The following is a 25,401-nucleotide window of genomic DNA, read 5'->3' on the forward strand; positions in this document are numbered from 1 at the left end:
TGAAAAGGGCGCTCTACTGAGCGCCCTTTTTATACGATCAAGAAAAAATCGCCTTATTGTTTGCCATTGAAATAACCAAACGAGATCTTGCCATCAATCGATTTGCTGGCCTCGACTTTTACATCACTGTTTTCATAAGAGGAATTAAACCCTGGAATCGTGACCGGCCATCTAATATCACGTTTGATAGTGACGATTGTCCGGCCCTGTGAAAAATCACCATAAGGATGGCCGACCAGCGTAAAAGACGTACCCGCTCCGGCCTTGAGAATTCGGGCAGAACGAATCTCGTCGTTTGAGCAGCCAAAACTGTTGTTTTTCATCTTGACGTTATGCACACGATTGAAAGGAACCGTACAGTCGAGATTTTTTTCGAGGTTGTTTCCCTCATAGAATGCAATGGCCGCATCAGAGAAGTTACCCGGCGTCCGACCTACTTCAATACGGGAAATCTTCCCGTTCAAACCATTATTGCGAACATGGATGATCTGATAGTCTGCGTTATTGCGATTCTGTTCAAAACCTGAAACCACAACATGCTCTTTGATCCCGATGTCTCGCTTCACGTCGATAATGGCGTAATCATCTTCGCGGCTACCACCGCCATTGTCGAATACCGTGATTCGGGTGCCTTTGGTAACGCCGGATAACGACATGGATTGAGCCTCATCGTTTTCACAGCCTTGGGTCGGCAGAAGAAGAGTCCGGGAACCGCTGGGAATGGCGCAGACGGTGTCTCTTTTCCTGTCGGCATCAGAGCCCTCCCATAAATAAATGCCACCCTGGCTCAAGGTGCGAGCATAGGAAAAGGCATCGCCGTTCTGGTAATTATTGATACCGATGAAATTCGGCTCATTCCCGCAGTTGGCCGTACGCCGCATCAGGTAGGTCAGGTTATTGTCGTACTTGGCAGAATCAGGAATGGTAGAAGTGGCGGTATGAAACTGGTTCATCAGGAACAGGCGATTCCATTGCTTGCCTGTAGAGCTGGCGACTTTTCTGGTATTCAGAGGTACATCTGACCAGCGTGTGGAGCAGGAAAAATTGTGGGCGGCATAAATATTGGAGGCCGCCCCACCCAAGGTGTCCCACTTGTTCTGCGTCAACCAGTCCTTATCGAACAGGACGGTAATGGTCTTTGATCCGACCCGGTACTGCCCACTGACTTCACGCTTATCGGTCATCATGATAAGACGGTTATTTTTCTGGGTCATGGCGGCCAGGGTTGGCCAACCCGAGGTATCGAAATTCGCCGGGTTGAACGAGTAGTCTGCAAGCTCGGGTATCGCATTGAAGACTTCCTGCAAATCGTCACGGCTGACATAAGTCTCGAAAAATATAGTCACAACTTCCGACGTGTTGTTTTTCAGAAAAGGAATGAACTCATTCTTTAGCTGATTGCCCAGCGGGCCGTAGCAAGCAATGGTTTTATGGCAGACCTTGATACGGTTGAAGCCTGACTTCTTGTCGGTATAGAGATCCAGCATGAAACCCCGAACACCGTCTTTCAGTTGCCTGGGCAGTTCTGCCAGATTCTGATTGATCTTCTCGTAGGAATTATGGGTTGTGACCCAGTGATACTGATCAAAGGGTTTATTCTTATCCGCGAAGCCGGACGCTTGCGCAGTTGTCAGTGCAAGAGACAGGAGCGATGCCCCAACCAGGGTATTAAATACATATTTCGTGTTCACGATTGAAATCCTTTTCAATAGTTGTCAGTTTCTATAACAGGAACTGCCCAAGTGCTCATCCATGAGTGTTGCTGGCGACAATTAATAAATTAATAAGATGTTCAGTGGAACCGGCTTATTGTTACAACGCTTTAAGAAGCGTTTCTCGGCAGGCAGAACCACCGGTCAGGTGGGAAGCATTTTTTCCTGGGCGATGTGAATTTTGATGTACTGTATGCATAAACAGTATTCGAGTCGTTCCTCATGGTCAGCACACCCCCGATTCGCGGCCGCGGTACCGCCACCAATCCGCACAATCGCTTTGCTCCCAGCAGGTCCGTCGCCGAGGACGATGGCTGGTATCAGGAGGTTCCGCTGACCCAGGGCACTCAGGTCATCAACGAAACGGCCAAGACCATCATTACCCGCAACACGTCACCGGACATTCCCTTCGATCGTTCCATCAACCCTTATCGCGGGTGTGAACACGGCTGCATCTATTGCTTCGCAAGACCCAGCCATGCCTATTGGGACATGTCGCCAGGGCTGGATTTCGAGACCAAACTGATCGCCAAGACCAATGCAGCAGCCTTGCTGGAGCAGCAGCTTTCCAAACCTGGCTACCGTTGCGCGCCAATCACGCTGGGCGCCAATACCGATCCGTATCAACCTATCGAACGCGAGCACCGGATCACTCGCGCCACCCTCGAAGTCCTGCTGCGTTATCGCCATCCGGTATCCATCATCACCAAAGGCTCGCTGATCCTGCGCGACCTCGATCTGCTGGCCGAAATGGCGAAGTTGAATCTGGTTTCAGTGTTCATCAGCCTGACCACGCTGGATGACGAACTCAAATGCATTCTTGAGCCCAGGGCGGCGGCCCCCAAGGCTCGCTTGAGGGCGATTCGGGTACTGCGGCAGGCCGGCGTGCCAGTGGGCGTGTTATGCGCGCCGATGATTCCAATGATCAACGACAGCGAGCTTGAAGCGCTGCTCAGTGAGGCCAAGGCGGCCGGGGCACAAAGTGCGAGCTATGTGATGCTGCGCCTGCCGCTGGAGGTGGCGCCACTGTTCGATGAATGGCTCAAGACACATTATCCGCAACGTGCGGAACATGTGATGAGTCTGATACGTCAAAGCCGAGGCGGTGAGGTCTACAACAGCGAGTTCGGGTCGCGCATGCGGGGTGAAGGGCCTTTTGCCGATCTGTTGGCCAGGCGTTACGCCATAGCGACTAAACGTTTAGGCCTCAATCGTCGTGAGAGTTTTCATCTGGACTGCAGCGCTTTTTGCCCGCCGGGAGGGCAGATGTCGCTCCTTTAAATACAGGAACTGCGTCCTAGAGCTGTCGCATTCAGTTTCACTTAAGCTTGGGTGGCTAATCTGTAAATCGGAGTGATGCCCGCGATAGCGTTCAATGGACTTGTTCGCTATGCCACACAAAGAGGGCTCAGGTCCGTTTCCGTTTAGATAACGCATGAAAAATCCACATCAATCCGTCAGAGAGGATGAAGACATGAGAGACATGGATAAACAGCAGTCGGCTACCTCAGCCAGTGAGCAGCCTGCATTGAATAGTGCTGAGGTAGCGCTGCAGCAAATCGTGAGTGGCTTCGTGCATTTCCGTCATGAGGTCTTCCCACAGCAGGAAGAACTGTTCAAGAAACTGGCCACGGCGCAATCGCCTCGCGCCATGTTCATCACCTGCGCAGACTCGCGCATCGTGCCTGAACTCATTACCCAGAGCTCTCCGGGCGATCTTTTCGTCACCCGTAACGTCGGTAACGTCGTTCCACCTTACGGCCAGATGAATGGCGGGGTTTCAACAGCCCTCGAGTACGCGGTTTCGGCTCTGGGCGTGCAACACATCATCATCTGCGGTCACTCCGATTGCGGCGCAATGCGTGCCGTACTCAACCCTCAAAGCCTCGATAAAATGCCGACGGTCAAAGCCTGGCTGCGTCATGCAGAGGTTGCCCGTACGGTGGTAGAGAACAATTGCAGTTGCGGCAGCGAAAAGGAAACCATGCACGTCCTGACTCAGGAAAACGTGATCGCTCAGCTCCAGCACCTGCGTACCCACCCTTCGGTTGCATCAAAACTGGCCAACGGTCAGTTGTTCATCCACGGCTGGGTCTACAACATCGAAACCAGTGAAATCCTGGCTTACGACTCGGACCGGGATGCGTTCCTGCCACTCGATGGCGAGGGTCCGACACCCATGGCTACCCCGAAACCGCGTTTCTAGTCGCCTGACTTAATTCACGACTGACGGTAAACCCCTCTTTGAGCCTATGGCGGTTGCGCAGGATGCGCGCCGCCAGGCTTTGTTACATCTGAAGAGATCCCGGAGAAGCATCATGGGTACTACAGAACTGAAATCCGTTTTACCACGGGAGCTGCTCGCTTCCGTGGTGGTGTTCCTGGTTGCCCTGCCGCTGTGCATGGGGATTGCAATTGCTTCTGGCATGCCTCCGGCCAAGGGATTGATTACTGGCATCATCGGTGGCCTGATCGTCGGCTGGATCGCGGGGTCGCCCTTGCAGGTCAGTGGCCCTGCCGCAGGTCTGGCCGTATTGGTATTCGAGCTGGTACGTGAGCATGGAATGGCCATGCTTGGCCCGATTCTTCTGCTGGCCGGCCTGCTTCAACTACTGGCCGGACGCTTCAAGCTCGGCTGCTGGTTCCGGGTGACGGCACCGGCTGTGGTGTATGGCATGCTGGCCGGCATCGGCGTGCTGATCGTCCTTTCACAAGTGCATGTGATGTTTGATAGCGGCCCGAAACCGTCCGGGCTGGATAACCTGTTGGCATTCCCTGAAACTCTGGTACAGGCCATCGGGCCTGGACCGGCCATGCAGGCAGGCCTGCTGGGTCTGGGAACCATGCTGGTGATGTGGTCCTGGGAAAAAATCCGTCCACAATCACTGCGTTTCGTTCCGGGAGCACTGCTGGGTGTCGGTCTTGCAACAGGCATAAGCCTCATCATGGCGCTGGAGGTCAAGCGCGTGGAGGTCCCTGACAATCTGGCCGACGCCATCGACTGGCTACGCCCTGCGGACCTCATGAACCTCGCCGATCCTGCGATCCTGATTGCTGCCATCGCCCTGGCCTTCATCGCCAGTGCCGAAACGCTGCTTTCGGCCGCTGCCGTCGACCGCATGCACAACGGCACGCGCTCTGACTTCGACAAGGAGTTAAGCGCACAAGGCATAGGTAACATGCTGTGCGGCCTGGTGGGTGCGCTGCCAATGACCGGCGTTATCGTGCGTAGCTCGGCAAACGTTCAGGCAGGTGCCACAACCCGATTCTCGACGATTTTCCATGGCCTCTGGCTGCTGGCTTTCGTGCTGATTCTGTCGAGCGTACTGCAAAGCATTCCGGTGGCGAGCCTGGCGGGTGTGCTGGTATACACGGGCCTCAAGCTGGTAGATCTCAAGGCATTTCGCGGTCTGGGCCGTTATGGACGCACGCCGATGTTCATCTATGCCGCCACGGCTTCGTCAATCATCCTCACTGACCTGCTGACTGGCGTACTGGTTGGTTTCGGTCTGACTCTGGCCAAGCTGGCACTCAAGGCTTCGCGCCTGAAGATCAGCCTGGTTCAACTGGAGGGTGACGGTGAAATGGAGTTGCGTCTGGTGGGTGCGGCTACCTTCCTCAAGGTTCCGGCGCTGACCAAAGTGCTGGGCAGCATCCCTCAAGGCAGCACCGTGCACGTGCCGTTGAACAACCTGACCTATATCGATCACTCTTGCCTGGAATTGCTGGAAGAGTGGGGGCGGACCAATGCCGCTCAGGGGACGAAACTGCTTATCGAGTCGCGGGGCTTGAAGCGTCGTCTGGAAGGTCGGATCTATACGACAACCGGTATCGGAGCTGCTGCCAGGTAGCTCGCGTCAGCGGTGGGCGTCTTCGCGAAGCAGCGGAGCGCCTGCCGACTCTCCTTCCTTTGCTCGCAAAGACATTATTACAACGACCGACAGCATCAGGCCTCGGGGCGATCCAGCTCCAGGCCGATGCCCAGTTGACGTGACAGACACGGCCAGCGTTTCCATGCTTCTTCGGTGTCGGGGCTATCAAGGCGCTCACGGTAGGTTTCGACCGATTCCAGTGCAAAGCTCTCATCATCGAGTAACTGGTCAACTGCATGATGTACGGCTTCATCGAGCTGGTTGGCGAACTCTTCGCCGATCAACTGGTGGGCAATCACACTGGCGACGACAGTGTTCGAAGGGATCAACGGCCGGCCGAAATGCTTGATGTAGAGGTCATTCACCTCTTCTACAAGGCGATGTGCCAGATACGCTTCATCCAACAGACTGTCGAGCCCTTCATGACCGGCCATGATGGCTGGCGGACTAACGAAAAACTGCTCGGCAATTTTCAGGACAGGCTTTATCTGTCCTTCTATACCCGCCTGAACTGCAACTTCGTGAGCAGCGTCCAGCAGGTCCGGTACCAACTCGATATAGGCAGAAACAAAGCGCGTCAGCACACCTTTTGCGTCGACATCCGGAAGATCAATCGCGGGATGCAGATGGGGTAGCTGGATTTCCAGTTGTTGTAGCAATTGGCCTGTTTCGGCTTCGTGTTGATGTGCACGCTGAATCTGCTCGCGCAATGCGGCGGTGTTCATGAAGGCTCCTGAGGGCTTAAAACCAGGTAGTTATTAGGGGAAGTCATACGTTAGCCTGATTGGCTGACTCCCTAAGACGCATTTTTCATAACTAAGTAACATTTATGTGTATTAGTTATTAAAAGACTCTTTCAAGACCTTTATCTTACGATCTTAATAAAACCCCATACATCTATATGGATGGTTCTCCCATCGCGTTGCGCACTCTCTGGCTATGTCTATACTCGGCTGTGAGAGAAGTTGGCTGAAGGCCGCAACGCTGTAGACCTGGGTCATCCGGGCATGATGTCAGTGAATTCGCAAGCCGCTCCTTGGCCGCAGACAAAGTCTGCCGGATAACAAGCTGGGGGACCCCGCGATGAAGCGACGTCCATACGTTTGGATGGGGCTCGTGTTGTGGCAAATATTTGCTCAGGCGCAAGCAGCCTGGACAACGAATATGGCGCCTGGCGCCTCTGCCGTCAGCAACGCGGTGTTCGATCTGCACATGACCATCTTCTGGATATGTGTCGTGATCGGCCTTGTGGTGTTCGCTGCCATGTTCTGGTCGATGATCATGCATCGACGCTCCCTCGGGCAGAAAGCCGCCCACTTTCACGAAAACACCACCGTCGAAATTCTCTGGACCATCGTCCCCTTTCTGATTCTGGTCGCCATGGCGATCCCGGCGACCCGGACCCTGATCAGCATGTATGACGCCAGTGAGTCTGATGTCGATATCCAGATCACGGGCTATCAGTGGAAATGGCACTACAAATACCTGGGACATGATGTCGAGTTCTTCAGCAACTTGGCGACCCCCGCCGACCAGATCCAAAACCGTGAAGCCAAGGGCGAACATTATTTGCTGGAGGTCGACCAACCGCTGGTGCTGCCGGTTGGCGAGAAGATCCGCTTTCTGGTGACCGGCGCCGACGTGATCCACTCCTGGTGGGTACCCGCTTTCGCCGTCAAACGCGATGCCATTCCGGGGTTCGTCAATGAAGCCTGGACCCGTATCGAAAAACCCGGCATTTACCGAGGCCAATGCACCGAGTTGTGCGGCAAGGACCACGCCTTCATGCCCATTGTGGTGGAAGCCAAGGCCCCAGCGGATTACCAGGCATGGCTGGCCGAACGCAAGGAAGAAGGCGCCAGGCTCAAGGAACTCACCGACAAGAACTGGACCCGGGAAGAACTGGTCGCCCACGGCGACAAGGTCTATCACACCGTTTGCGCCGCCTGCCATCAGCCTGAAGGACAGGGCATGCCGCCACTGTTCCCGGCGCTCAAGGGCTCGAAAATCGCCACCGGCCCCATCGAAGATCATTTGAAGATTGTGTTCAACGGCAAGCCGGGGACAGCCATGGCTGCCTTCGGCAAACAACTCTCGGAAGTCGATATCGCCGCAGTTGTGACCTACGAGCGCAATGCGTGGGGTAACGACAAGGGCGACATGCTGAGCCCCAGGGATGTACTGACCCTCAAGCAGTCACAGCAATGAGCGCGCAGGAGACCGGAACATGAGTGCAGTGATCGATGACCATGGCAAGACAGACCATGAGCATGCGCATGGACCCGCCAAAGGCCTGATGCGCTGGGTACTGACCACCAATCACAAGGACATCGGCACGATGTACCTGTGGTTCAGTTTCACGATGTTCCTGCTGGGCGGTTCATTCGCCATGGTGATTCGCGCGGAACTGTTCCAGCCGGGCCTGCAAATCGTCGAGCCTGCCTTTTTCAATCAGATGACCACCATGCATGGCCTGATCATGGTTTTCGGCGCGGTGATGCCAGCCTTCGTCGGCCTGGCCAACTGGATGATTCCGCTGATGATCGGCGCGCCGGACATGGCCTTGCCACGCCTCAACAACTTCAGCTTCTGGCTATTGCCTGCCGCGTTCCTGTTATTGGTTTCCACGCTCTTTCATCCTGGCGGCGGCCCCAACTTTGGCTGGACCTTCTACGCACCGCTCTCGACGACTTATGCACCCGAAAGCGTGACATTCTTCATATTGGCCATCCATATGATGGGAATAAGCTCAATCATGGGCGCTATCAATGTCGTCGCGACCATCCTCAACCTACGGGCACCGGGCATGACGCTGATGAAAATGCCGCTGTTCGTCTGGACCTGGCTGATCACGGCGTTCCTGTTGATCGCGGTCATGCCGGTGCTGGCAGGCTGCGTGACCATGATGCTGATGGATATCCATTTCGGCACCAGCTTCTTCAATGCTGCCGGGGGCGGCGATCCGGTGCTGTTTCAGCACGTATTCTGGTTTTTCGGCCACCCCGAGGTGTACATCATGATCCTGCCGGCCTTCGGCGCGGTCAGCTCGATCATCCCTGCTTTCTCGCGCAAGCCGCTGTTCGGCTATACCTCAATGGTCTACGCCGTGGCGAGCATCGCCTTCCTGTCGTTCATCGTGTGGGCACACCACATGTTCGTGGTGGGAATCCCTTTGGTGGGCGAATTGTTCTTCATGTACGCGACGATGCTCATTGCCGTGCCGACGGGGGTCAAGGTGTTCAACTGGGTCAGTACCATGTGGCAAGGCTCGCTGACGTTCGAGACGCCCATGCTGTTCGCCGTGGCGTTCGTGATCCTGTTTTCCATTGGCGGGTTTTCGGGGTTGATGCTGGCGATAGCCCCGGCAGATTTCCAGTACCAGGACACTTACTTCGTGGTCGCGCACTTCCACTATGTATTGGTGCCCGGCGCGATCTTCGGCATTTTCGCCTCGGCTTATTACTGGCTGCCCAAGTGGACCGGACACATGTATGACGAAACCCTGGGCAAGCTGCATTTCTGGCTGTCATTCGTGGGGATGAACATGGCGTTCTTTCCGATGCACTTTCTTGGCCTGGCAGGCATGCCGCGTCGTATCCCGGACTACAACCTGCAATTCGCGGACTTCAACATGGTGTCGTCCATCGGGGCTTTCACCTTTGGCGCGACACAAGTGTTCTTCCTGTTCATTGTGATCAAGACCATTCGCGGCGGGCCGCCTGCGCCTGCAAAACCCTGGGATGGGGCTGACGGGCTGGAGTGGACACTGCCTTCGCCCGCGCCTTATCACACCTTCAGCACACCGCCCGAAGTGAAGTGAGTACCGCCATGAGCAACGTGCATTCGATCAAAGGCCTTGTCACTCGCCTGCTGCTGATAGTGGCCGTGATGTTCGCCTTTGGTTTCGCTCTGGTGCCTCTGTATGACGTGATGTGCAGGGCATTTGGCATCAATGGCAAGACCGGTGGCCAGTATCAAGGCTCGCAGGTGATCGATCAGCAGCGGCTGGTGCGTGTGCAGTTCATCTCGACCAATGCGGTGGACATGGTCTGGGCGTTTCATCCCCGGACCGAAGAGATCGAGGTTCACCCAGGCGCAGTCAACGAGATGATTTTCGTGGCGCAGAACCCCACCGACAAAGCGATGACGGCGCAGGCCGTGCCGAGTATTTCCCCAGGTCAAGCGGCGGCTTATTTCCACAAGACCGAATGCTTCTGTTTTACCCAGCAAATGCTGCAACCGGGAGAGCGGATCGAAATGCCGGTGCGTTTCATTGTTGATCGCGACCTGCCCAAAGACGTGAAACACCTGACCTTGGCCTACACGCTGTTCGATATCACTGCACGCCAGCCCCCCGTTCTGCCTGTCGTGAAAAACGGTGGCTGAAGGAGACGCTCAAATGGCTACGCCCCATGAGCACTACTACGTTCCGGCGCAAAGCAAATGGCCCATCATTGCCACGCTGGCCTTGCTGGTCACGATGTTCGGCCTGGGTACCTGGTTCAATGACCTGAAGGCGGCGCGGCCCGAATCCAACGGGCCTCTGATCTTTTTCATTGGCGGCCTGCTGGTGGCCTACATGATGTCTGGCTGGTTCAGTACGGTCGTCAAAGAAGGACGGGCCGGACTGTACAGCGCGCAGATGGATCGTTCGTTCCGCTGGGGCATGGCCTGGTTCATCTTTTCGGAAGTGATGTTTTTCATGGCCTTCTTCGGGGTGCTGCTTTACGTGCGGGTCTGGACAGGTCCGTGGCTGGGCGGCGAGGGCGCCAACGGTATATCGAACATGCTGTGGCCGAACTTTCAATTCCAGTGGCCGCTGCTGGAAAACCCGGACCCGAAACTGTTCCCCGCCCCAAAGGGCATCATTGATCCGTGGCATTTACCGCTGATCAATACCATTTTGCTGGTCAGCTCCAGCGTCACCATCACCTTTGCCCACCACGCCTTGAAAAAGGCCCATCGCGGCGCATTGAAAGGCTGGCTGGCCGTCACCGTGCTGCTGGGCTGCAGTTTTCTGGTGCTGCAGGCTGAAGAGTATGTACATGCCTATAAGGAGCTTGGCCTGACTCTGGGCTCGGGCATCTATGGCGCGACCTTTTTCATGCTTACAGGTTTTCACGGCGCCCACGTCACCATCGGCACGATCATTCTGTTTGTAATGCTGGTGCGGATTCTGCGCGGGCATTTCGATGCCGAGCATCAGTTTGGCTTCGAGGCCGCAAGCTGGTACTGGCATTTCGTGGATGTGGTGTGGATCGGCCTGTTCACCTTTGTGTATGTCTTGTGAGCCCGTCACCAGTTCACATGTGAAACCAGTTGGCCGCTGTAGAAGCCCCAGGTAATCAGCGCCAGGGTGAGGGCGGCGAGAATGACCCGCAGGGCCAGGACCTTGAGCAGGCGGGTCGACTGGTTGTCGTCCTTGATAAGAAAGAACAGGCCGCTGAACAGGCAAGTCACGGTGGCCGCCAACATAAAAACAATCGCTGCTTTGAGCATGAGAAGACTCCAGGAGCAATCGCCATGATGCAATGGAGTATAGGCATGGCCCTACGGCCAGAACGGACGGCAGGATGAAACGCTTCATCCTGCGTTCGGGGCCTGCACTGCTGATGCTGGCAGTGCTGCCACTGCTGGTCATGCTCGGTTTCTGGCAATTGAACCGGGCCGAAGAAAAGCGCGTGATTCTCGACCATTACGCCGGGCACCGTGCGGCTGCGCCCGTCGATATCGCCCGCTTGCTGGATATCGAAGAACCTGCCTACAGGCGCGTGCAACTGCATGGGCAATTCGATGCGGCCCACAGCCTGCTGCTCGATAACAGCACTCGCGACGGCAAGGCTGGCGTCGAGTTGCTCCAGCCATTTAAGGACCAGCCCAGCGGATTATGGTTGTGGATAAATCGTGGCTGGTTGCCCTGGCCGGATCGACGCACGCCGCCGGTATTCAGCACCTCAAACCAGCTGCTGAACCTGAATGCCTGGGTCTATGTCCCCCACGGCGAGAGCTTTCACCTGCAAGCCGATGCGGTGAGCAACTCATGGCCCAGGCTGGTGACCGCCTTCACGCCAGGCAAGCTCTGGGCTGAGCTGGATCGCCAGGGTTATCCCCACGAACTGCGTCTTGAACCGGGCGAGGCAGCCTATCGCACTGACTGGCCGGTGGTGGCAATGGAGCCGCAAAAACATATGGGTTACGCCGTGCAATGGTTTGCCCTGGCCACGGCCCTGCTCGGTTTTGGTCTGTACCGGGGTTGGCGCAACAGAAAACACCGGGAGAAGAATCATGAACACCGTCGGCGTATCTGAATTTCGCAAGCAACGACGAGGACGCCTGCAACTGTTGGTCTTGGTGCTGGTGGCTATCGGGCCAATGATCCTGGCCACCTGCATGTACCGTTTCAACTTCTGGGTACCGGACAGCCGCAGTTATCACGGCCAGTTGATCGGCAACGGCCAAAACCGCGCCGACCTGGGTGTACAGGCCGATGAACAGCGCTGGCAATTGCTGGTCAGCGCGCCTGGGCAATGCGATGCCGATTGCCAGCAACTGGTCTATCTGGCGCGGCAAGTCCAGATCGGCCTGGGCCGCGATGCAACCCGCGCCAGTCATGCCCTGGCCACGACGACGCCGCTCAGTGACGACTATGCCGAGAAACTTCGGCAGGACTATCCACAATTACGGCGATATCCACTGGATCTTGCCCGCTATCAGAAACTTGCCCCCGGGCTGAATGCGCCGCAACTGTGGATCATCGATCCCCACGGCAACCTTGTGCTGCGCTATGACGCCAGGGTCAAAGGCAAGGATCTGCTGATCGATCTGCGCCAACTGCTGAAACTGTCGAACATCGGATAAAGGGAGGTCGTCATGACCCGACCCGGATTTCGTATCGCCTTGCTTGCCACGCTGCTGGCGTTGTTCGTGGTGCTACTCGGTGCTTACACACGACTGACCCATGCCGGTCTGGGTTGTCCTGACTGGCCGGGCTGCTACGGATTTATCAGCGTACCCGCCAACGACCGACAACTGGCTCATGCGCAGCTGCATTTTCCAGACTCACCCGTGCACCGGGGGAAAGGCTGGAGCGAGATGACCCATCGCTATTTCGCAGGCGGGCTGACCCTGACCATTATTCTGTTGGCAGTAAAGGCCTGGCAGCGTCGGCACCTGGCCGGGCAACCGTTGAAGCTGCCCTTGCTGCTTCTGGGCGTGGTTTTCGTCCAGGCGGCATTCGGCATGTGGACCGTAACGCTCAAACTCTGGCCGCAAGTGGTCACGGCGCATTTGCTGGGAGGTGTGGCCACCTTGAGCCTGCTGTTCCTGCTGACCCTGCGCCTGAGTGGCGCCTTCGTGCCCTTGCCCCAACTGCCCACCCATTTAAGACGCTGGGCGGCGCTCGGGCTGATGCTGGTCACGCTACAGATCGCCCTGGGTGGCTGGGTCAGTGCCAATTATGCAGCGCTGGCCTGCACCGACTGGCCAACCTGCCAGGGCCAATGGTGGCCGGATGCGGACTTCGCCAATGGTTTTCACCTGACCCAGCATATCGGTCCCGATTATCTGGGCGGCAAGCTCGACAACGAAGCGCGCACAGCGATTCATCTGGCCCATCGCGTCGGCGCCATGCTGGTTGCGTGCTCATTACTGACTCTGGCCTGGCAACTCAAACGCGCCAGGCTCAAGGGGCTGGCGACACTGCTGGTGCTGGCGCTTGGAATACAGATCAGCCTGGGGTTCGGCAATGTGCTGCTAAGTTTGCACTTGCCCGTTGCACTGGCCCACAACGCAGGAGGCGCGGGTTTGATGTTGACGCTGACATTGATCAATTTTTGTACACGCCGCACGCCTGACCGAATCCGCCTGCCTGTCCCGTGGGCAAACGTGCTACCTGTGAAGAAGGACACGATGCAATGAGTGTACTGAGCCAGGAGCGTCAGGCGTTGTGCCGTGATTACCTGGAACTGACCAAGCCCAAGGTGGTGGCGTTGATGTTGATCACTTCGCTGGTCGGCATGCTGCTATCCAGCCACACCCATGTGCCATGGACGATTCTGCTGTTCGGCAATCTGGGGATAGGGCTGTGTGCAGGCAGTGCGGCAGTCATCAATCATGTGCTGGACCGCCATATCGATGCGCTGATGGCCCGCACGCATAAACGACCGGTTGCCCAAGGGCGGATCGCACCGGAAAACGCTTTGATCCTTGCCTTGCTGCTGACGCTTCTCGGGCAGTTTCTGCTGCTGGCATTCACCAATCCGCTGACCGCCTGGCTGACCCTGGCGTCGTTGATCGGCTATGCCGTGATCTACACCGGTTTTCTGAAACGCGCCACACCACAGAACATTGTCATTGGCGGGCTGGCCGGGGCTGCGCCACCCTTGCTGGGCTGGGTGGCGGTTACCGGGCAGGTTACCGCCGAACCCCTGTTGCTGGTGCTGATCATCTTCGCCTGGACCCCGCCGCACTTCTGGGCTCTGGCCATTCATCGCAAGGCCGAATATGCCAAGGCCGATATCCCGATGCTGCCGATCACCCATGGCGAGCAGTACACCAAGGTGCATATCGTGCTGTATACCTGCATCCTGTTCGCGGTCAGTCTGCTGCCTTACGTGATTCACATGAGCGGCCTGACGTACCTGTTTTGTGCATTGATACTGGGTTTGCGCTTCCTGCACTGGAGCCGGGTGCTGTACCGTGGCACTCGACCGCACGTGGCAATCGACACCTTCAAGTACTCTATCCATTACTTGTTCCTGCTGTTCATTGCCCTGCTCGCAGATCACTACCTACTGTTGAAACCATGACTCGAACCCAGAAAACCGTATTCATCCTCGTCGCCATCGTGGCCTTGATCCTGGGCCTGACCTTCAACCGTGTGCTGTCCGGCAAAGGAGCAGCCGATCAGACAGCCCTGATCGATGCGGGCATTATCCTGCTGCCGCAAAGCCGCAACCTGCCTGACCTGACGATGATCGACCAGAACGGCGGCTCGGTAGCCATCAATCAGTTGAAGGATAAGTGGACGCTGCTGTTCTTCGGTTACACCTTCTGCCCGGACATCTGCCCGACCACGCTGGCGCAGATCCGCCAGATCAAGAGCGAACTGCCCAAGGACGTCGTCGGTAACTTGCGCGTGGTGCTGATCAGCGTCGACCCGAATCGCGACACGCCGCAACAGCTCAAGCAATACCTGGGTTATTTCGACAAGGAGTTCGTCGGGCTCACCGCCTCGGTGGCGGATCTTCAGAGGCTGGCCAATGCGGTGAGCATTCCGTTCATTCCTGCCGATACCAGCAAGCCGAACTACACCGTTGACCACAGCGGGAACCTGGCACTGCTGGGGCCGGACGGCACTCAGCGGGGCTTCATTCGTGCACCGTTGAGCAGCCAGAAGCTGGTGGTGCAATTGCCAGGGTTGTTGCAGAGAAACCAGTAGGAGCGAATCGGGCGGCGCTCCGCCCGATTCGCTCCTACTCGGTTTTTATCAGAACGCCGGAACAACAGCGCCTTTGTACTTCTCGACCAGGAACGCTTTCACTTCAGGAGTGTTCAGCGCAGCAGCCAGTTTCTTGATGGCAGCTGAATCCTTGTTGTCCGGACGGGCAACCAGAATGTTGGCGTAAGGCGATTCAGCACCTTCGATCACCAGCGCATCCTTGGTTGGATCAAGCTTGGCGCCCAGCGCGTAGTTGGTGTTGATCAGCGCCAGATCGACCTGGGTCAGCACGCGCGGCAGGGTTGCAGCTTCCAGCTCGCGGAACTTCAGGTTTTTCGGGTTGTTCGCAACGTCTTTAGGCGTAGCCAGGATGCTGGTCGGGTCCTTGAGGGTGATCAGACCGGCCTTGGCCAGCAACAGGAAAGCACGGCCTTCGTTGGTGGCATCGTTTGGCAGCGCGACGGTTGCGCCGTTTGGCAGGTCTTCCAGTTTCTTGAACTTGTCCGAGTAAGCGCCGAACGGTTCTACGTGAACCTTGGCAACGGTAACCAGATCGGTGCCTTTACCCTTGTTGAACTCATCCAGGTACGGCTGGTGCTGGAAGAAGTTGGCGTCCAGGCGCTTTTCGGCAACCTGTACGTTCGGCTGGATGTAGTCGGTGAAAACCTTGATTTTCAGGTCTACGCCTTCCTTGGCCAGTGTTGGCTTGATGAACTCCAGAATCTCGGCCTGCGGTACAGCAGTCGCGGCGATACTCAGGGTTTCGTTGGCCTGCGCAGACAATGCTGTAACGGCGGCAAATACGGCCAAAAGTTTTTTCATGCAACAGCTCCTTTTATGAGGCCCGCACCAAGCAGGCCCTTACCAACAAATTCGGTTAACGATGGGTGAAATGGGCAACCAGCTTGTCGCCGACGGTTTGCAGTATCTGCACCAGCACCAGCAGCAGTACGACCGTCACGAACATCACGTCGTTCTGGAAACGCTGATAACCATAGCGGATCGCAAGGTCACCCAGTCCGCCAGCACCCACGGCGCCGGCCATGGCAGTGAAGGACACCAGCGCAATGGCGGTCACGGTAATGGCCGCCAGAATGCCGGGGCGCGCTTCGGGCAACAATGCCTTGACGATGATCTGCCGGGTCGTGGCACCCATGGCCTGGGTCGCTTCGATGATGCCTTTGTCCACTTCACGCAGAGCGGTTTCCACCAGACGGGCGAAGAACGGCGTGGCACCGGCAATCAGCGGCGGCAGCGTACCGAGGATACCCAGCGATGTGCCGGTGATGACTTCGGTCAGCGGCATCATCACGATCAACAGGATGATGAAGGGCAGGGCGCGCAGCATGTTGACGATCAGCCCGACCGTCGCATACAGCTGCTTGTGTTCCAGCAACTGACGCGGCGAGGTCAGGAACATCAGCACGCCCAGAGGCAGGCCCAGCAAGATGGTGAAGCCCAGCGAAACACTGAGCATGATCAGGGTATCGCCCGTGGCGACCCAGATTTCATACCAGTCGACGTTGGAAAACAGATTCAGGAAAGCGTCCATCAGCGCAGCACCTCCATGTGAACGTCAGCGGCGGTGAAGCGAGCGAAAGCGGCGTCAATGTCGCCGCCGGTAATGGCCAGCGTCAGTTGACCATAAGGTGTGTCCTTGATGCGGTCGATACGGCCCGCCAGGATGCTGTAATCCACGCCGGTTTCCCGAGCGACCGTGCCCAGCAATGGCGCGTAAGTCGATTCGCCCTGGAAGGTCAGGCGCACGATACGACCCTGAACATGAGCAAAATCGTCACGCTGCTCGTTCTCGTCGATCTGCTCATGCTCCTGCACGAAACGCTTGGTGGTCGGGTGCTGCGGATGCAGGAACACGTCGGCCACATTGCCCTGTTCGACAATCACGCCGGCGTCCATCACGGCCACCTGATCGCAGACACGGCGAATCACGTCCATTTCATGGGTGATGAGCACGATGGTCAGTTTCAGCTCTCGATTGATCTCGGCCAACAGCTGCAAGACCGACGCAGTGGTCTGCGGGTCCAGGGCGCTGGTGGCTTCATCGCACAGCAGAATCTTTGGCTTGGTCGCCAGGGCGCGGGCAATGCCAACACGCTGCTTTTGTCCGCCGGACAATTGCGCCGGGTATTTCCTGGCATGGGCAGACAGTCCGACCCGCTCCAGCAGCTCGGCGACACGCTTGTCGATCAGCTCACGGGACAGGTCGCCCGCAAGTGTCAGCGGCATGGCCACGTTGTCGGCCACGGTCTTGGAAGCCAGCAGATTGAAGTGCTGAAAAATCATCCCGACCTGCTGACGGAAACGCCGAAGGCCGTTGGCGTCGAGTGCCGTGACATCTTCGTCGTCAACCACGATCTGCCCGCCACTCGGGGTTTCAAGGCGGTTGATCAGGCGCAGCAAGGTACTTTTGCCCGCGCCGGAATGGCCGATCAGGCCGAATACCTGGCCGTCTTCGACACGCAGGCTGGTGGGATGCAGAGCCGGAATATCCTTGCCTGCAACCCGATAGGTTTTGTGGACGTTATGAAACTCGATCACGGAGCGAACCTTGTGGGGGCGCGTTAAAAAATCAGCGCAGTGACCTGGGGCAGCCACTTGCTTCGTTACCTCGGCGGGGTAAGCCGGGCGCGCATTTTAGCCTGTCCGCACAGCACTGCTTAGCATTTATTTGCCAGCACACATGCTCAATTGGCATAACGCGACCGGTGGTGCCAATGACCGGAAAATTTAATGAACGGCACTTTTCCAGACGGGTCACTCCTTTAACGCCGTGATTCCCTTGGCTTGCCAAGGGAGTTGAATCATAGAGCCTGACATGAAAGCCGGGCCAGAGAATGAGGAGCATGTCTGATGTCTACCCCGAGAAAACCACCCCTTACCTCTACGCCGAAAAGCGAACTGGCAGGAACAGACACTCTTGACCGAAGCAATACCAACGAAAAACTGGAAAACCTTGAGCCGTTTCGCTCCGATGCCACGGAGCAGGCGCTGCGCACCAATCAGGGCGTCAAGATCGCCGACAATCAGAACACGCTCAAGGCAGGCAGCAGAGGTCCTTCGTTGCTGGAAGACTTCATCATGCGCGAAAAAATCACCCACTTTGACCATGAACGCATCCCGGAGCGGATCGTTCATGCGCGAGGTACGGCCGCGCATGGCTACTTCCAGAGCTATGACGATCACGCCACCTTGAGCAAGGCCGGCTTCCTTCGCGACCCAGGCAAGAAAACCCCGGTATTCGTGCGCTTCTCCACCGTGCAGGGGCCAAGGGGGTCGGGCGATACGGTACGGGATGTTCGCGGCTTTGCGGTCAAGTTCTACACCGACGAAGGCAACTTTGATCTGGTCGGCAACAACATGCCGGTGTTTTTCATTCAGGATGCGATCAAGTTTCCTGACTTCGTGCATGCGGTAAAACCCGAGCCTCACAACGAAATCCCGACCGGGGGCTCGGCTCATGACACCTTCTGGGATTTTGTGTCGCTGGTTCCTGAGTCGGCGCATATGGTGCTGTGGACCATGTCCGATCGCGCCATCCCGAAAAGCCTGCGCACCATGCAAGGCTTCGGTGTCCACACCTTTCGCCTGATCAATACCGAGGGCAAGTCGACCTTCGTGAAGTTTCACTGGAAACCCAAGTACGGCGTCTGCTCACTGGTGTGGGACGAGGCCCAGAAACTGGCGGGCAAGGACACCGACTATCATCGCCGGGACCTGTGGGAATCCATTGAAACGGGCGATTACCCCGAGTGGGAGTTAGGCGTACAGATCGTGGCCGAAGAGGATGAACATGCCTTCGACTTCGATCTGCTGGACCCCACCAAGATCATTCCCGAAGAGCTGGTACCGGTGACGCCACTGGGCAAGATGGTGCTCAACCGCAACCCGGACAACTTCTTTGCCGAGACCGAACAGGTTGCGTTCTGCCCTGGGCATATCGTGCCCGGCATCGATTTCTCCAATGACCCGCTGCTACAGGGTCGACTGTTTTCCTATACCGATACCCAGATCAGTCGCCTGGGCGGTCCGAACTTCCACGAAATTCCGATCAACCGCCCGGTTTCGCCCAACCATAACGGGCAGCGTGATGCGCAGCATCGCATGACGATCAACAAGGGGCGGACATCCTACGAACCGAACTCAATCGATGGAGGCTGGCCGAAAGAAACGCCTGCCGCTGCGGTGGACGGCGGTTTCGAGTCGTATCCGGAGCGCATCGACGCCCACAAGATACGCGAGCGCAGCGAGTCCTTCGGGGATCATTTTTCACAGGCCACGCTGTTCTTTCAGAGCATGAGCACACACGAGAAAGAACACATCATCTCGGCTTACAGCTTCGAGTTGGGCAAGGTTGAGCGTGAGCATATCCGCGCCCGGACGGTGAACGAGATTCTGGCCAATATCGACCTGGAGCTGGCCAGCCGCGTGGCACAGAATCTGGGGCTGCCAGCGCCAAAGGCCGGGACTGTGGCCGCCAGATCCTCGTCTGTCAAACAGTCACCTGCATTGAGCCAGGCCAATCTGCTATCCGGCGACATCGCATCGCGCAAGGTCGCAATCCTGGTGGCCAATGGCGTGGACGGGAAAGCTGTCGAGGCCATGAAAGCCGCACTGCAAGCCGAAGGTGCTCACGGCAAGGTATTGGGGCCGACTTCTGCCCCCGTGGTGACCGCCGACGGCAAGAGTCTGCCGGTGGATGCGTCGATGGAAGGGCTGCCATCGGTGGCGTTCGATGCAGTGTTCATCCCCGGCGGCAAGGACTCGATAAAAGCCTTGAGCACCGATGGGGTTGCCTTGCATTACGTGCTGGAGGCTTACAAGCACCTCAAGGCCATCGCGGTATCCAGCGATGCCAAGGCATTACCGGATTTGCTGCATCTGGATCAAGACGCTGGATTGCTGGTCGTACAAGACGGCTCATACGATGCGTTCTTCAAGGCCATCGCACAGCATCGAGTGTGGGATAGAGAACCGAAAGCCAAGGCTGTACCTGCCTGATTGCGCAGGTTTTTTTCGCAAATGAATTGGCTCCTACATCTGTAGGGGCCAATTCATTCGCGAATAGGCCTGGCCGGCGTCAAGACAATCTGCGCTGACTCATTACGCTCGATCTGACGGCGCAGTTCCAGCTCGAAATCAGGATTGATCTTGACCACGCGCTTGGTCAGCAATGTTGCCAGCCATGGGTAGTCATCGGTGCGAGGAACCTGCAACAGCACTTCGCAATTGAATGCCACGGTATCCGAGGCAATCGCATCCAGTTGGCGACGCAATTGCGGCATATCGCCGATCTTGAGATCGATGGTGGTGCTGTCGGCTGCCGGGTCGATCAGTTTCGCAATGCGTCTGGCTTCGGCAGCGCGCAGTTCGGCTTCGGCCTTGTCCAGCTCGGCCTTGCGGGCATGAGCGATGGCGCCATTGACGCCGCTGGTGAGCGCCGGAGCCTTGGGCATCAGCGCACGGGCACGACTCAATGCAGCGGCGGCAGCATTCATGTCGCCCTTCTGCAAACCGATCTGGCTACGACTCAAATAGGCTTCCGCCAGCCGACGCTGAAAGGGCTCCAGCCGGATATCGGTAGGCGCCGCAGCTTGCAGAGCCGTCAACTGGTCTTCAGCAGTCGCCAATTCATTGCTGGTAATGCTTTGCTCAAGCTGTGCAAACCCGTCTGGCTTTGCTTCGGCCACAGGTGTTTCAACGGTTGGGGCACTCTGGCAGGCACCCAACAGGATGGAAAATGCGACAAGCAGCAGATAACGGGAGGCGAGCGGCTTCATTCCTGCGATTCTCTAAGTTGCGCAAAAAACGAGCAAGTCTACACCGCTCGCTTGGGGAGAACAAAGCTGAGCAAGAACAGTGCCGCAGCGGATACCACAATAGACGGTCCTGCCGGGGTGTCCTTGAACCATGACAACGATAGCCCAATACACACAGCCGTCACGCCCAGCACGCTTGCACCCAGTGCCATTTGTTCAGGCGAACGGGCGTGACGCTGTGCCGCAGCGGCGGGAATGATCAACAACGAAGTGATCAGCAGAACCCCGACGATTTTCATTGCGACGGCAATCACCACGGCAATCAGCAGCATCAGCGTCATGCGCAACGAGGCCACCGGCAGGCCTTCGACCCTGGCCAGTTCCTCATGCACGGTTACCGCCAGCAGCGGTCGCCACAGGCAGACGATCAGCACCAGAACCAGTGCGCTACCACCCAGAATCCAGGCCAGATCCGTCGGGCTGATCGCCAACAGGTCACCGAACAGGTAAGCCATCAGGTCGATACGCACTTCATGCATGAAGCTCAGGACCACCAGCCCGAGTGACAAGGTGCTCGGAGCAAGAATCCCCAGCAGCGTGTCCGAGGCCAGCGGCTGGCGCTGTTGCAGGGTGACCAGCAGAATCGCCAGCAGCAGGCAACCGACGGTCACGGCAATCGTCGGGCTGACGTCCAGCAGAAAACCCAGCGCCACGCCAAGCAGGGCGGCATGGGAAAGGGTGTCGCCAAAATACGCCATGCGCCGCCAGACCACGAACGACCCGAGAGGCCCCGCGACCACTGCCAGGGCCAGACCTGCGAGCAAGGCGTAGAGAAGAAAATCAGCCATGCTTGCAGTTGTCTCCGTGGACATGGGTGTGAATAGGGGATGCAGGCGCTGCATCGCCACTCACGACTTCGCCATGCAGGTCATGGGCGTGGTCGTGATGGTGGTGATAGATCGCCAGGCTTTGTGCGTTCTTGCCGAACAGTTCGACGAACGCCGGATCGTTGCTGACCTGTTCAGGATGGCCGGAGCAACAGACGTGGCGATTCAGGCACACCACCTGATCGGTGGTGCTCATCACCAGATGCAGGTCATGGGAAACCATCAGCACGCCGCAACCGTGACGATCACGCAAACGGGTTATCAGGCTGTACAGCTCGGCCTGACCTGCCACATCGACGCCCTGCACCGGTTCATCGAGAACCAGTAGCTCAGGCTCGCGCAACAAGGCACGGGCCAGCAGGACGCGCTGCATCTCACCGCCGGAAATACCCTGAAGCGGGCTGTCGATGACTTTTTCGGCACCGACTTCCTGTAGTGCTGCCAGCGCGGCCGCCCGATCCACACCCGGCACCAGACGCAGAAAGCGCAGCACCGAGAGCGGCAGAGTCTGGTCCACATGCAGCTTTTGCGGCATGTAGCCCACTCGCAAGCCGGGCTTGCGCCAGACCGTCCCGGCATCGGGCTTGAGCAGCCCCAGCACGGCACGCACCAGCGTCGTCTTGCCTGCGCCGTTGGGGCCGATCAGGGTGACGATTTCGCCGGGGCGAACATTCAACTGAATGTTGTGCAGAACGTTTTGCCCGGCAAGCGTGACGCCAACCTGCTCCAGGCGAATCAACGCATTACTCATCAGGCGGCCTTGCAGCCGGAACAGATGCCGACGATTTCGACGGTCTGGCCTTCAACCTGAAAACCGACTTCTTTGGCAGCATTGATCACGGCATCGCTGATGGAAGCATGCTGCAGTTCAATGGCGGCGTGGCACTCGCGGCAGATCAGGAACTGGCCCTGATGCGCGTGAGTCGGGTGATTGCAGCCGGTAAAGGCGTTGAGGGATGCGATCCGGTGGACCAGGCCGTTTTCCAGCAGGAAATCCAGCGCCCGGTAGACGGTTGGCGGCGCGGCGCGACGGCCGTCTTCGTCGCTCAACACGGCAAGAATGTCGTAGGCACCCAGCGGCTTGTGGCTTTGCCAGACCAGTTCCAACACGCGACGACGCAAAGTCGTCAGGCGCAGACCTTTGCTGGCGCACAGCGCATCGGCTTCTGTGAGCGCAGAATGCACGCAATGAGAGTGATCATGAGGACGGCTGGCCAGCGGTGTAATAGGCATGAGCGGCGACGATATTTGCTAGAGACGTTATTATGTTACCCGTTCCTGTCTTATATGAGTGGTCCAAGTGCGCCGTCTTTTTAACCTTTTTGTCGTTTTGTCGGCCAGTTGGCTGGCTGTTGCCCCCGTCCAGGCAGAGGTTCGGGTCCTGACCAGCATCAAGCCCCTGCAGTTGATTGCAGCGGCTGTACAGGATGGCGTGGGTACACCAGAGGTGCTGTTGCCGCCCGGAGCATCACCGCATCACTATGCCTTGCGTCCATCCGACGTACGGCGTCTGAACGAGGTCGAACTGTTCTACTGGATCGGCCCGGACATGGAGAGTTTCCTGCCGCGTGTCATTCAGGGTCGCAAACTGCCTGCCGTTGCCGTGCAGTCCTTGCCCGGCATGCATTTGCGTCATTTCGAGGCAGACAATGCGTCACATGACGATCACGATCATGACCATAGTCATGGTGCAGACGAGCACGACCACGATCACCGACCGGGCAGCCTGGACTCGCATTTGTGGCTGTCCTCGTTCAACGCCAGGGTGATTGCCGCGAAGATGGCCACCGACCTCGGTACCGCCGATCCGGACAACGCTGCTCGCTACAAGAGCAATGCCGAAGCCTTCGCCAAGCGTCTCGATGCGCTGGATACCCGGATCAAAAGCCGCGTCAGCGCTGTGGCAGGCAAGCCGTATTTCGTCTTCCATGAAGCCTTTGATTACTTTGAAGAGGCTTATGGGCTCAAGCACACCGGCGTGTTCAGCGTCGCAGCAGAGATCCAGCCGGGTGCCCAGCATGTCGCAGCCATGCGCGAGCGTTTGAAGGAAGTGGGCAAGACCTGTGTGTTCAGCGAGCCGCCATTGCGTCCGCGCCTGGCCGAAACCCTGACAGCGGGCTTGCCGGTGAAACTGGCTGAACTGGATGCGCTGGGCGGCTACACGCCAGCCACTGCTCAGGGATACGAGCAGGTATTGCAGAAGCTGGGTGATGATCTGGCGGGGTGCCTGGAAGGTTTGTAGCTTGCTTCGCGAATGAATTCGCTCCTACGCCGGTAGGAGCGAATTCATTCGCGAGACGTCATTCCAGACGATGCATTTGCTGGGGATGTACCGGCCTCTCGCGAATAAATTCGCTCCTACGGAAATTTCATTTAATTCATGATGTTGTGTTTTGTGGTGATAGCGACTTCATTCGAGAAAAGCCCGTTTACAAGGCAAACGGCAACGGCAGATGAACATCCTGTCGCTGTGCCAGACGCTTCTCGAACTCTGCCGGGTCATGGATCAGCACGTCCTGTCCGGCAAAGGACTCAGCCGCAATCAGGCGTGACAGCCAGAAACGTACGCATCCCACGCGCAGCATGGTTGCCCAGAGTTTCGTTTCAGCCGCCGTAAACGGCCGCAAGGCGGCGTAAGCGCCCAGCAAAGCTCTGGCGCGTACCGGGTCGATCTGACCGCCTTCCAGCGAGCACCAGTCGTTCAACGCAATGGCCAGGTCATACAGCATCGGGCCGGAGCAGGCGTTGTAGAAGTCGATCAGCCCGGTCAGGTGCGTACCTTCAAACAGGGCATTGTCACGGAACAGGTCAGCGTGCAGGTTGGCGCGAGGCAGCGCCATGATCTGCGGCTTGAGCTCTTCGATTTCCTGCAAGACGTTTTCCAGCAGTGTTCTTTGCGGCTCGTCCAGGTGCGAAAGGAAATTCCTGCCCTCGCTGAGCATCCAGTCCAGGCCACGATCGGTCTTGCGCTCCAGAACATTGGCACGTGTCGCCAGATGCAGGTTGCCCAGCAGCTCGCCGATCTGCACGCAATGCTGAGTGTTGGGCTCGCTGATGTGCTTGCCCGGTAAACGCGGTTGCAGCAGCGCCGGCTTTTCCGCCAGCTCACGCAGCGCCTGGCCGTCAGTAGTGCGCAGGGCGTAAGGCACCGGCAAGTCGGCGTCGTGCAGTACGTCCAGCAGTTCGATGAAGAACGGCAAATCCTGAATCGGGCCACGCTCAACGAGGGTCAGGACGAATTCGCCCTGTTCCAGGCTGATGAAGTAATTGGTGTTTTCACTACCTGCGGCAATGCCTTGAAAGTCGAGCAAACGGCCGAGCCCGTACGGGGCAAGAAATGTTTCCAGCTCGGGCCGAGCCAGTGGGGTAAAAACGGACATATCAGGACTGCCAGCAAAATTAAGTGAATTTAGGGTGTTACCAGCTGAATATTTCCCATTGAGGGATCAGCATGTCCGGTTGGTCCGAACGGATGAAATTGGGACTCGTACCATCGGCGCGCACCAGAAAATAAGGTTTCCCGTTCTTGGGCGTGATTTTCACCGCATAAAGAAAGCCGTTCTGGCGGTACTCCTGAATGGTCTTGTCGCCGTCGGTGCGAATGGTAACGTCTGGAGCGTCCGCAGGAGAATCCTCAGCTGCAACCACCAGGGGACAAAACACCAACAGCCCAGCCAACAACAGTCGATTTGCCGTGCGCATGATAACCTTGTC

Annotated in this window: 26 protein-coding genes; 14 read left to right on the top strand and 12 right to left on the bottom strand. The window is 57.4% G+C overall.

The features are described 5' to 3' along the window. Window positions 1–53: 53 nt before the first annotated feature. On the bottom strand, window positions 54–1,691 hold the full coding sequence (locus Q6A51_RS04055; RefSeq protein WP_236250244.1) for a PI-PLC domain-containing protein: 1,638 nt from the start codon (window positions 1,689–1,691) through the stop codon (window positions 54–56). A 243-nt stretch (window positions 1,692–1,934) separates the two neighbouring features. Here Q6A51_RS04055 and Q6A51_RS04060 point away from each other — a divergent pair, with 243 nt between their 5' ends. The 3 genes from Q6A51_RS04060 to Q6A51_RS04070 all read left to right on the top strand — a co-directional run bounded on the left by Q6A51_RS04060 (window position 1,935) and on the right by Q6A51_RS04070 (window position 5,563). Further along, window positions 1,935–2,993 carry a PA0069 family radical SAM protein gene (locus tag Q6A51_RS04060; RefSeq protein ID WP_201019706.1) on the top strand — a complete coding sequence of 353 codons (1,059 nt, stop codon included), beginning with the start codon at window positions 1,935–1,937 and terminating at the stop codon, window positions 2,991–2,993. 193 nt (window positions 2,994–3,186) lie between these two features. Continuing rightward, complete coding sequence (locus Q6A51_RS04065; RefSeq protein ID WP_201019705.1) at window positions 3,187–3,918, top strand: carbonic anhydrase; 732 nt, start codon at window positions 3,187–3,189, stop codon at window positions 3,916–3,918. Between the two features lie 112 nt (window positions 3,919–4,030). Beyond that, a complete protein-coding gene (locus Q6A51_RS04070) occupies window positions 4,031–5,563 on the top strand; it encodes a SulP family inorganic anion transporter (RefSeq protein ID WP_201019704.1) in 1,533 nt (510 codons plus the stop codon). Between the two features lie 95 nt (window positions 5,564–5,658). On the opposite strand, the gene Q6A51_RS04075 is transcribed toward Q6A51_RS04070, so the two are convergent. Beyond that, window positions 5,659–6,309, bottom strand: coding sequence for a hypothetical protein (locus Q6A51_RS04075; RefSeq protein ID WP_201019703.1), 651 nt, complete (start codon window positions 6,307–6,309; stop codon window positions 5,659–5,661). A gap of 358 nt (window positions 6,310–6,667) precedes the next feature. Between Q6A51_RS04075 and coxB the strand changes: the two genes are divergently transcribed. Genes coxB through Q6A51_RS04095 form a run of 4 tightly spaced genes read left to right on the top strand, consistent with a single transcriptional unit; the run spans window position 6,668 to window position 10,874 of the window. Then, window positions 6,668–7,792, top strand: coding sequence for a cytochrome c oxidase subunit II (coxB, locus tag Q6A51_RS04080; protein ID WP_304574183.1), 1,125 nt, complete (start codon window positions 6,668–6,670; stop codon window positions 7,790–7,792). A gap of 19 nt (window positions 7,793–7,811) precedes the next feature. Continuing rightward, window positions 7,812–9,404 (top strand): cytochrome c oxidase subunit I, encoded by a 1,593-nt coding sequence (gene ctaD / locus Q6A51_RS04085; RefSeq protein ID WP_201019701.1) that lies wholly within the window; start codon window positions 7,812–7,814, stop codon window positions 9,402–9,404. Window positions 9,405–9,412: 8 nt separating this feature from the next. Then, window positions 9,413–9,970: a cytochrome c oxidase assembly protein gene (locus Q6A51_RS04090; protein ID WP_201019700.1), complete on the top strand. Its 558-nt coding sequence runs from the start codon at window positions 9,413–9,415 to the stop codon at window positions 9,968–9,970. 13 nt (window positions 9,971–9,983) lie between these two features. Next, entirely contained in the window at window positions 9,984–10,874 is an 891-nt protein-coding gene (locus Q6A51_RS04095) for a cytochrome c oxidase subunit 3 (RefSeq protein WP_201019699.1), read from the top strand. Window positions 10,875–10,879: 5 nt separating this feature from the next. Here the strand turns inward: Q6A51_RS04095 and Q6A51_RS04100 are convergent, their stop codons facing one another. Beyond that, window positions 10,880–11,083 (bottom strand): twin transmembrane helix small protein, encoded by a 204-nt coding sequence (locus Q6A51_RS04100; protein WP_201019698.1) that lies wholly within the window; start codon window positions 11,081–11,083, stop codon window positions 10,880–10,882. A 74-nt stretch (window positions 11,084–11,157) separates the two neighbouring features. Here Q6A51_RS04100 and Q6A51_RS04105 point away from each other — a divergent pair, with 74 nt between their 5' ends. From Q6A51_RS04105 to Q6A51_RS04125, 5 genes are read left to right on the top strand one after another with little or no spacing between them, the layout of a single operon-like run. Next, window positions 11,158–11,892, top strand: coding sequence for an SURF1 family protein (locus Q6A51_RS04105; protein WP_304574184.1), 735 nt, complete (start codon window positions 11,158–11,160; stop codon window positions 11,890–11,892). Then, window positions 11,870–12,442, top strand: a complete 573-nt coding sequence (locus Q6A51_RS04110) for a hypothetical protein (RefSeq protein ID WP_304574185.1) — start codon at window positions 11,870–11,872, stop codon at window positions 12,440–12,442. The genes Q6A51_RS04105 and Q6A51_RS04110 overlap by 23 nt, the downstream gene beginning before the upstream one ends. Window positions 12,443–12,454: 12 nt before the next feature. Then, complete coding sequence (locus Q6A51_RS04115; protein ID WP_304574186.1) at window positions 12,455–13,501, top strand: COX15/CtaA family protein; 1,047 nt, start codon at window positions 12,455–12,457, stop codon at window positions 13,499–13,501. Then, window positions 13,498–14,391 carry a heme o synthase gene (gene cyoE / locus Q6A51_RS04120; RefSeq protein WP_304574187.1) on the top strand — a complete coding sequence of 298 codons (894 nt, stop codon included), beginning with the start codon at window positions 13,498–13,500 and terminating at the stop codon, window positions 14,389–14,391. Before Q6A51_RS04115 ends, cyoE begins: the two co-directional genes overlap by 4 nt. Further along, the gene (locus Q6A51_RS04125) at window positions 14,388–15,023 is read left to right on the top strand and encodes an SCO family protein (RefSeq protein WP_304574188.1); all 636 of its coding nucleotides are present in this window, start codon (window positions 14,388–14,390) and stop codon (window positions 15,021–15,023) included. Before cyoE ends, Q6A51_RS04125 begins: the two co-directional genes overlap by 4 nt. Before the next feature lie 48 nt (window positions 15,024–15,071). On the opposite strand, the gene Q6A51_RS04130 is transcribed toward Q6A51_RS04125, so the two are convergent. From Q6A51_RS04130 to Q6A51_RS04140, 3 genes are read right to left on the bottom strand one after another with little or no spacing between them, the layout of a single operon-like run. After that, window positions 15,072–15,845 carry a MetQ/NlpA family ABC transporter substrate-binding protein gene (locus Q6A51_RS04130; RefSeq protein ID WP_304574189.1) on the bottom strand — a complete coding sequence of 258 codons (774 nt, stop codon included), beginning with the start codon at window positions 15,843–15,845 and terminating at the stop codon, window positions 15,072–15,074. Between the two features lie 55 nt (window positions 15,846–15,900). Further along, a complete protein-coding gene (locus Q6A51_RS04135; protein WP_201019692.1) occupies window positions 15,901–16,575 on the bottom strand; it encodes a methionine ABC transporter permease in 675 nt (224 codons plus the stop codon). Further along, window positions 16,575–17,582, bottom strand: a complete 1,008-nt coding sequence (locus Q6A51_RS04140) for a methionine ABC transporter ATP-binding protein (protein ID WP_201019691.1) — start codon at window positions 17,580–17,582, stop codon at window positions 16,575–16,577. Before Q6A51_RS04140 ends, Q6A51_RS04135 begins: the two co-directional genes overlap by 1 nt. Before the next feature lie 312 nt (window positions 17,583–17,894). Between Q6A51_RS04140 and katE the strand changes: the two genes are divergently transcribed. Then, window positions 17,895–20,042, top strand: coding sequence for a catalase HPII (gene katE, locus Q6A51_RS04145; RefSeq protein WP_201019690.1), 2,148 nt, complete (start codon window positions 17,895–17,897; stop codon window positions 20,040–20,042). 53 nt (window positions 20,043–20,095) lie between these two features. On the opposite strand, the gene Q6A51_RS04150 is transcribed toward katE, so the two are convergent. From Q6A51_RS04150 to Q6A51_RS04165, 4 genes are read right to left on the bottom strand one after another with little or no spacing between them, the layout of a single operon-like run. After that, entirely contained in the window at window positions 20,096–20,821 is a 726-nt protein-coding gene (locus Q6A51_RS04150; protein WP_201019689.1) for a PA5502 family lipoprotein, read from the bottom strand. A 38-nt stretch (window positions 20,822–20,859) separates the two neighbouring features. Continuing rightward, entirely contained in the window at window positions 20,860–21,648 is a 789-nt protein-coding gene (znuB, locus tag Q6A51_RS04155) for a zinc ABC transporter permease subunit ZnuB (protein WP_201019688.1), read from the bottom strand. Further along, window positions 21,641–22,438: a zinc ABC transporter ATP-binding protein ZnuC gene (gene znuC / locus Q6A51_RS04160; protein ID WP_201000889.1), complete on the bottom strand. Its 798-nt coding sequence runs from the start codon at window positions 22,436–22,438 to the stop codon at window positions 21,641–21,643. Before znuC ends, znuB begins: the two co-directional genes overlap by 8 nt. Beyond that, complete coding sequence (locus tag Q6A51_RS04165; RefSeq protein WP_025257811.1) at window positions 22,438–22,920, bottom strand: Fur family transcriptional regulator; 483 nt, start codon at window positions 22,918–22,920, stop codon at window positions 22,438–22,440. Before Q6A51_RS04165 ends, znuC begins: the two co-directional genes overlap by 1 nt. Window positions 22,921–22,987: 67 nt before the next feature. On the opposite strand from Q6A51_RS04165, the gene znuA reads away from it, so the two are divergent. Beyond that, window positions 22,988–23,929: a zinc ABC transporter substrate-binding protein ZnuA gene (gene znuA / locus Q6A51_RS04170; protein ID WP_304574190.1), complete on the top strand. Its 942-nt coding sequence runs from the start codon at window positions 22,988–22,990 to the stop codon at window positions 23,927–23,929. Window positions 23,930–24,116: 187 nt separating this feature from the next. Here znuA and Q6A51_RS04175 read toward each other — a convergent pair whose 3' ends face one another. Then, the gene (locus Q6A51_RS04175) at window positions 24,117–25,067 is read right to left on the bottom strand and encodes a homoserine kinase (RefSeq protein ID WP_304574191.1); all 951 of its coding nucleotides are present in this window, start codon (window positions 25,065–25,067) and stop codon (window positions 24,117–24,119) included. A gap of 37 nt (window positions 25,068–25,104) precedes the next feature. Next, complete coding sequence (locus Q6A51_RS04180) at window positions 25,105–25,389, bottom strand: DUF2782 domain-containing protein (RefSeq protein WP_201000884.1); 285 nt, start codon at window positions 25,387–25,389, stop codon at window positions 25,105–25,107. Window positions 25,390–25,401: the final 12 nt, after the last annotated feature.

Source organism: Pseudomonas serbiensis, from assembly GCF_030580745.1.
In the GTDB taxonomy this organism is placed as follows: Bacteria; Pseudomonadota; Gammaproteobacteria; order Pseudomonadales; family Pseudomonadaceae; genus Aquipseudomonas; species Aquipseudomonas serbiensis.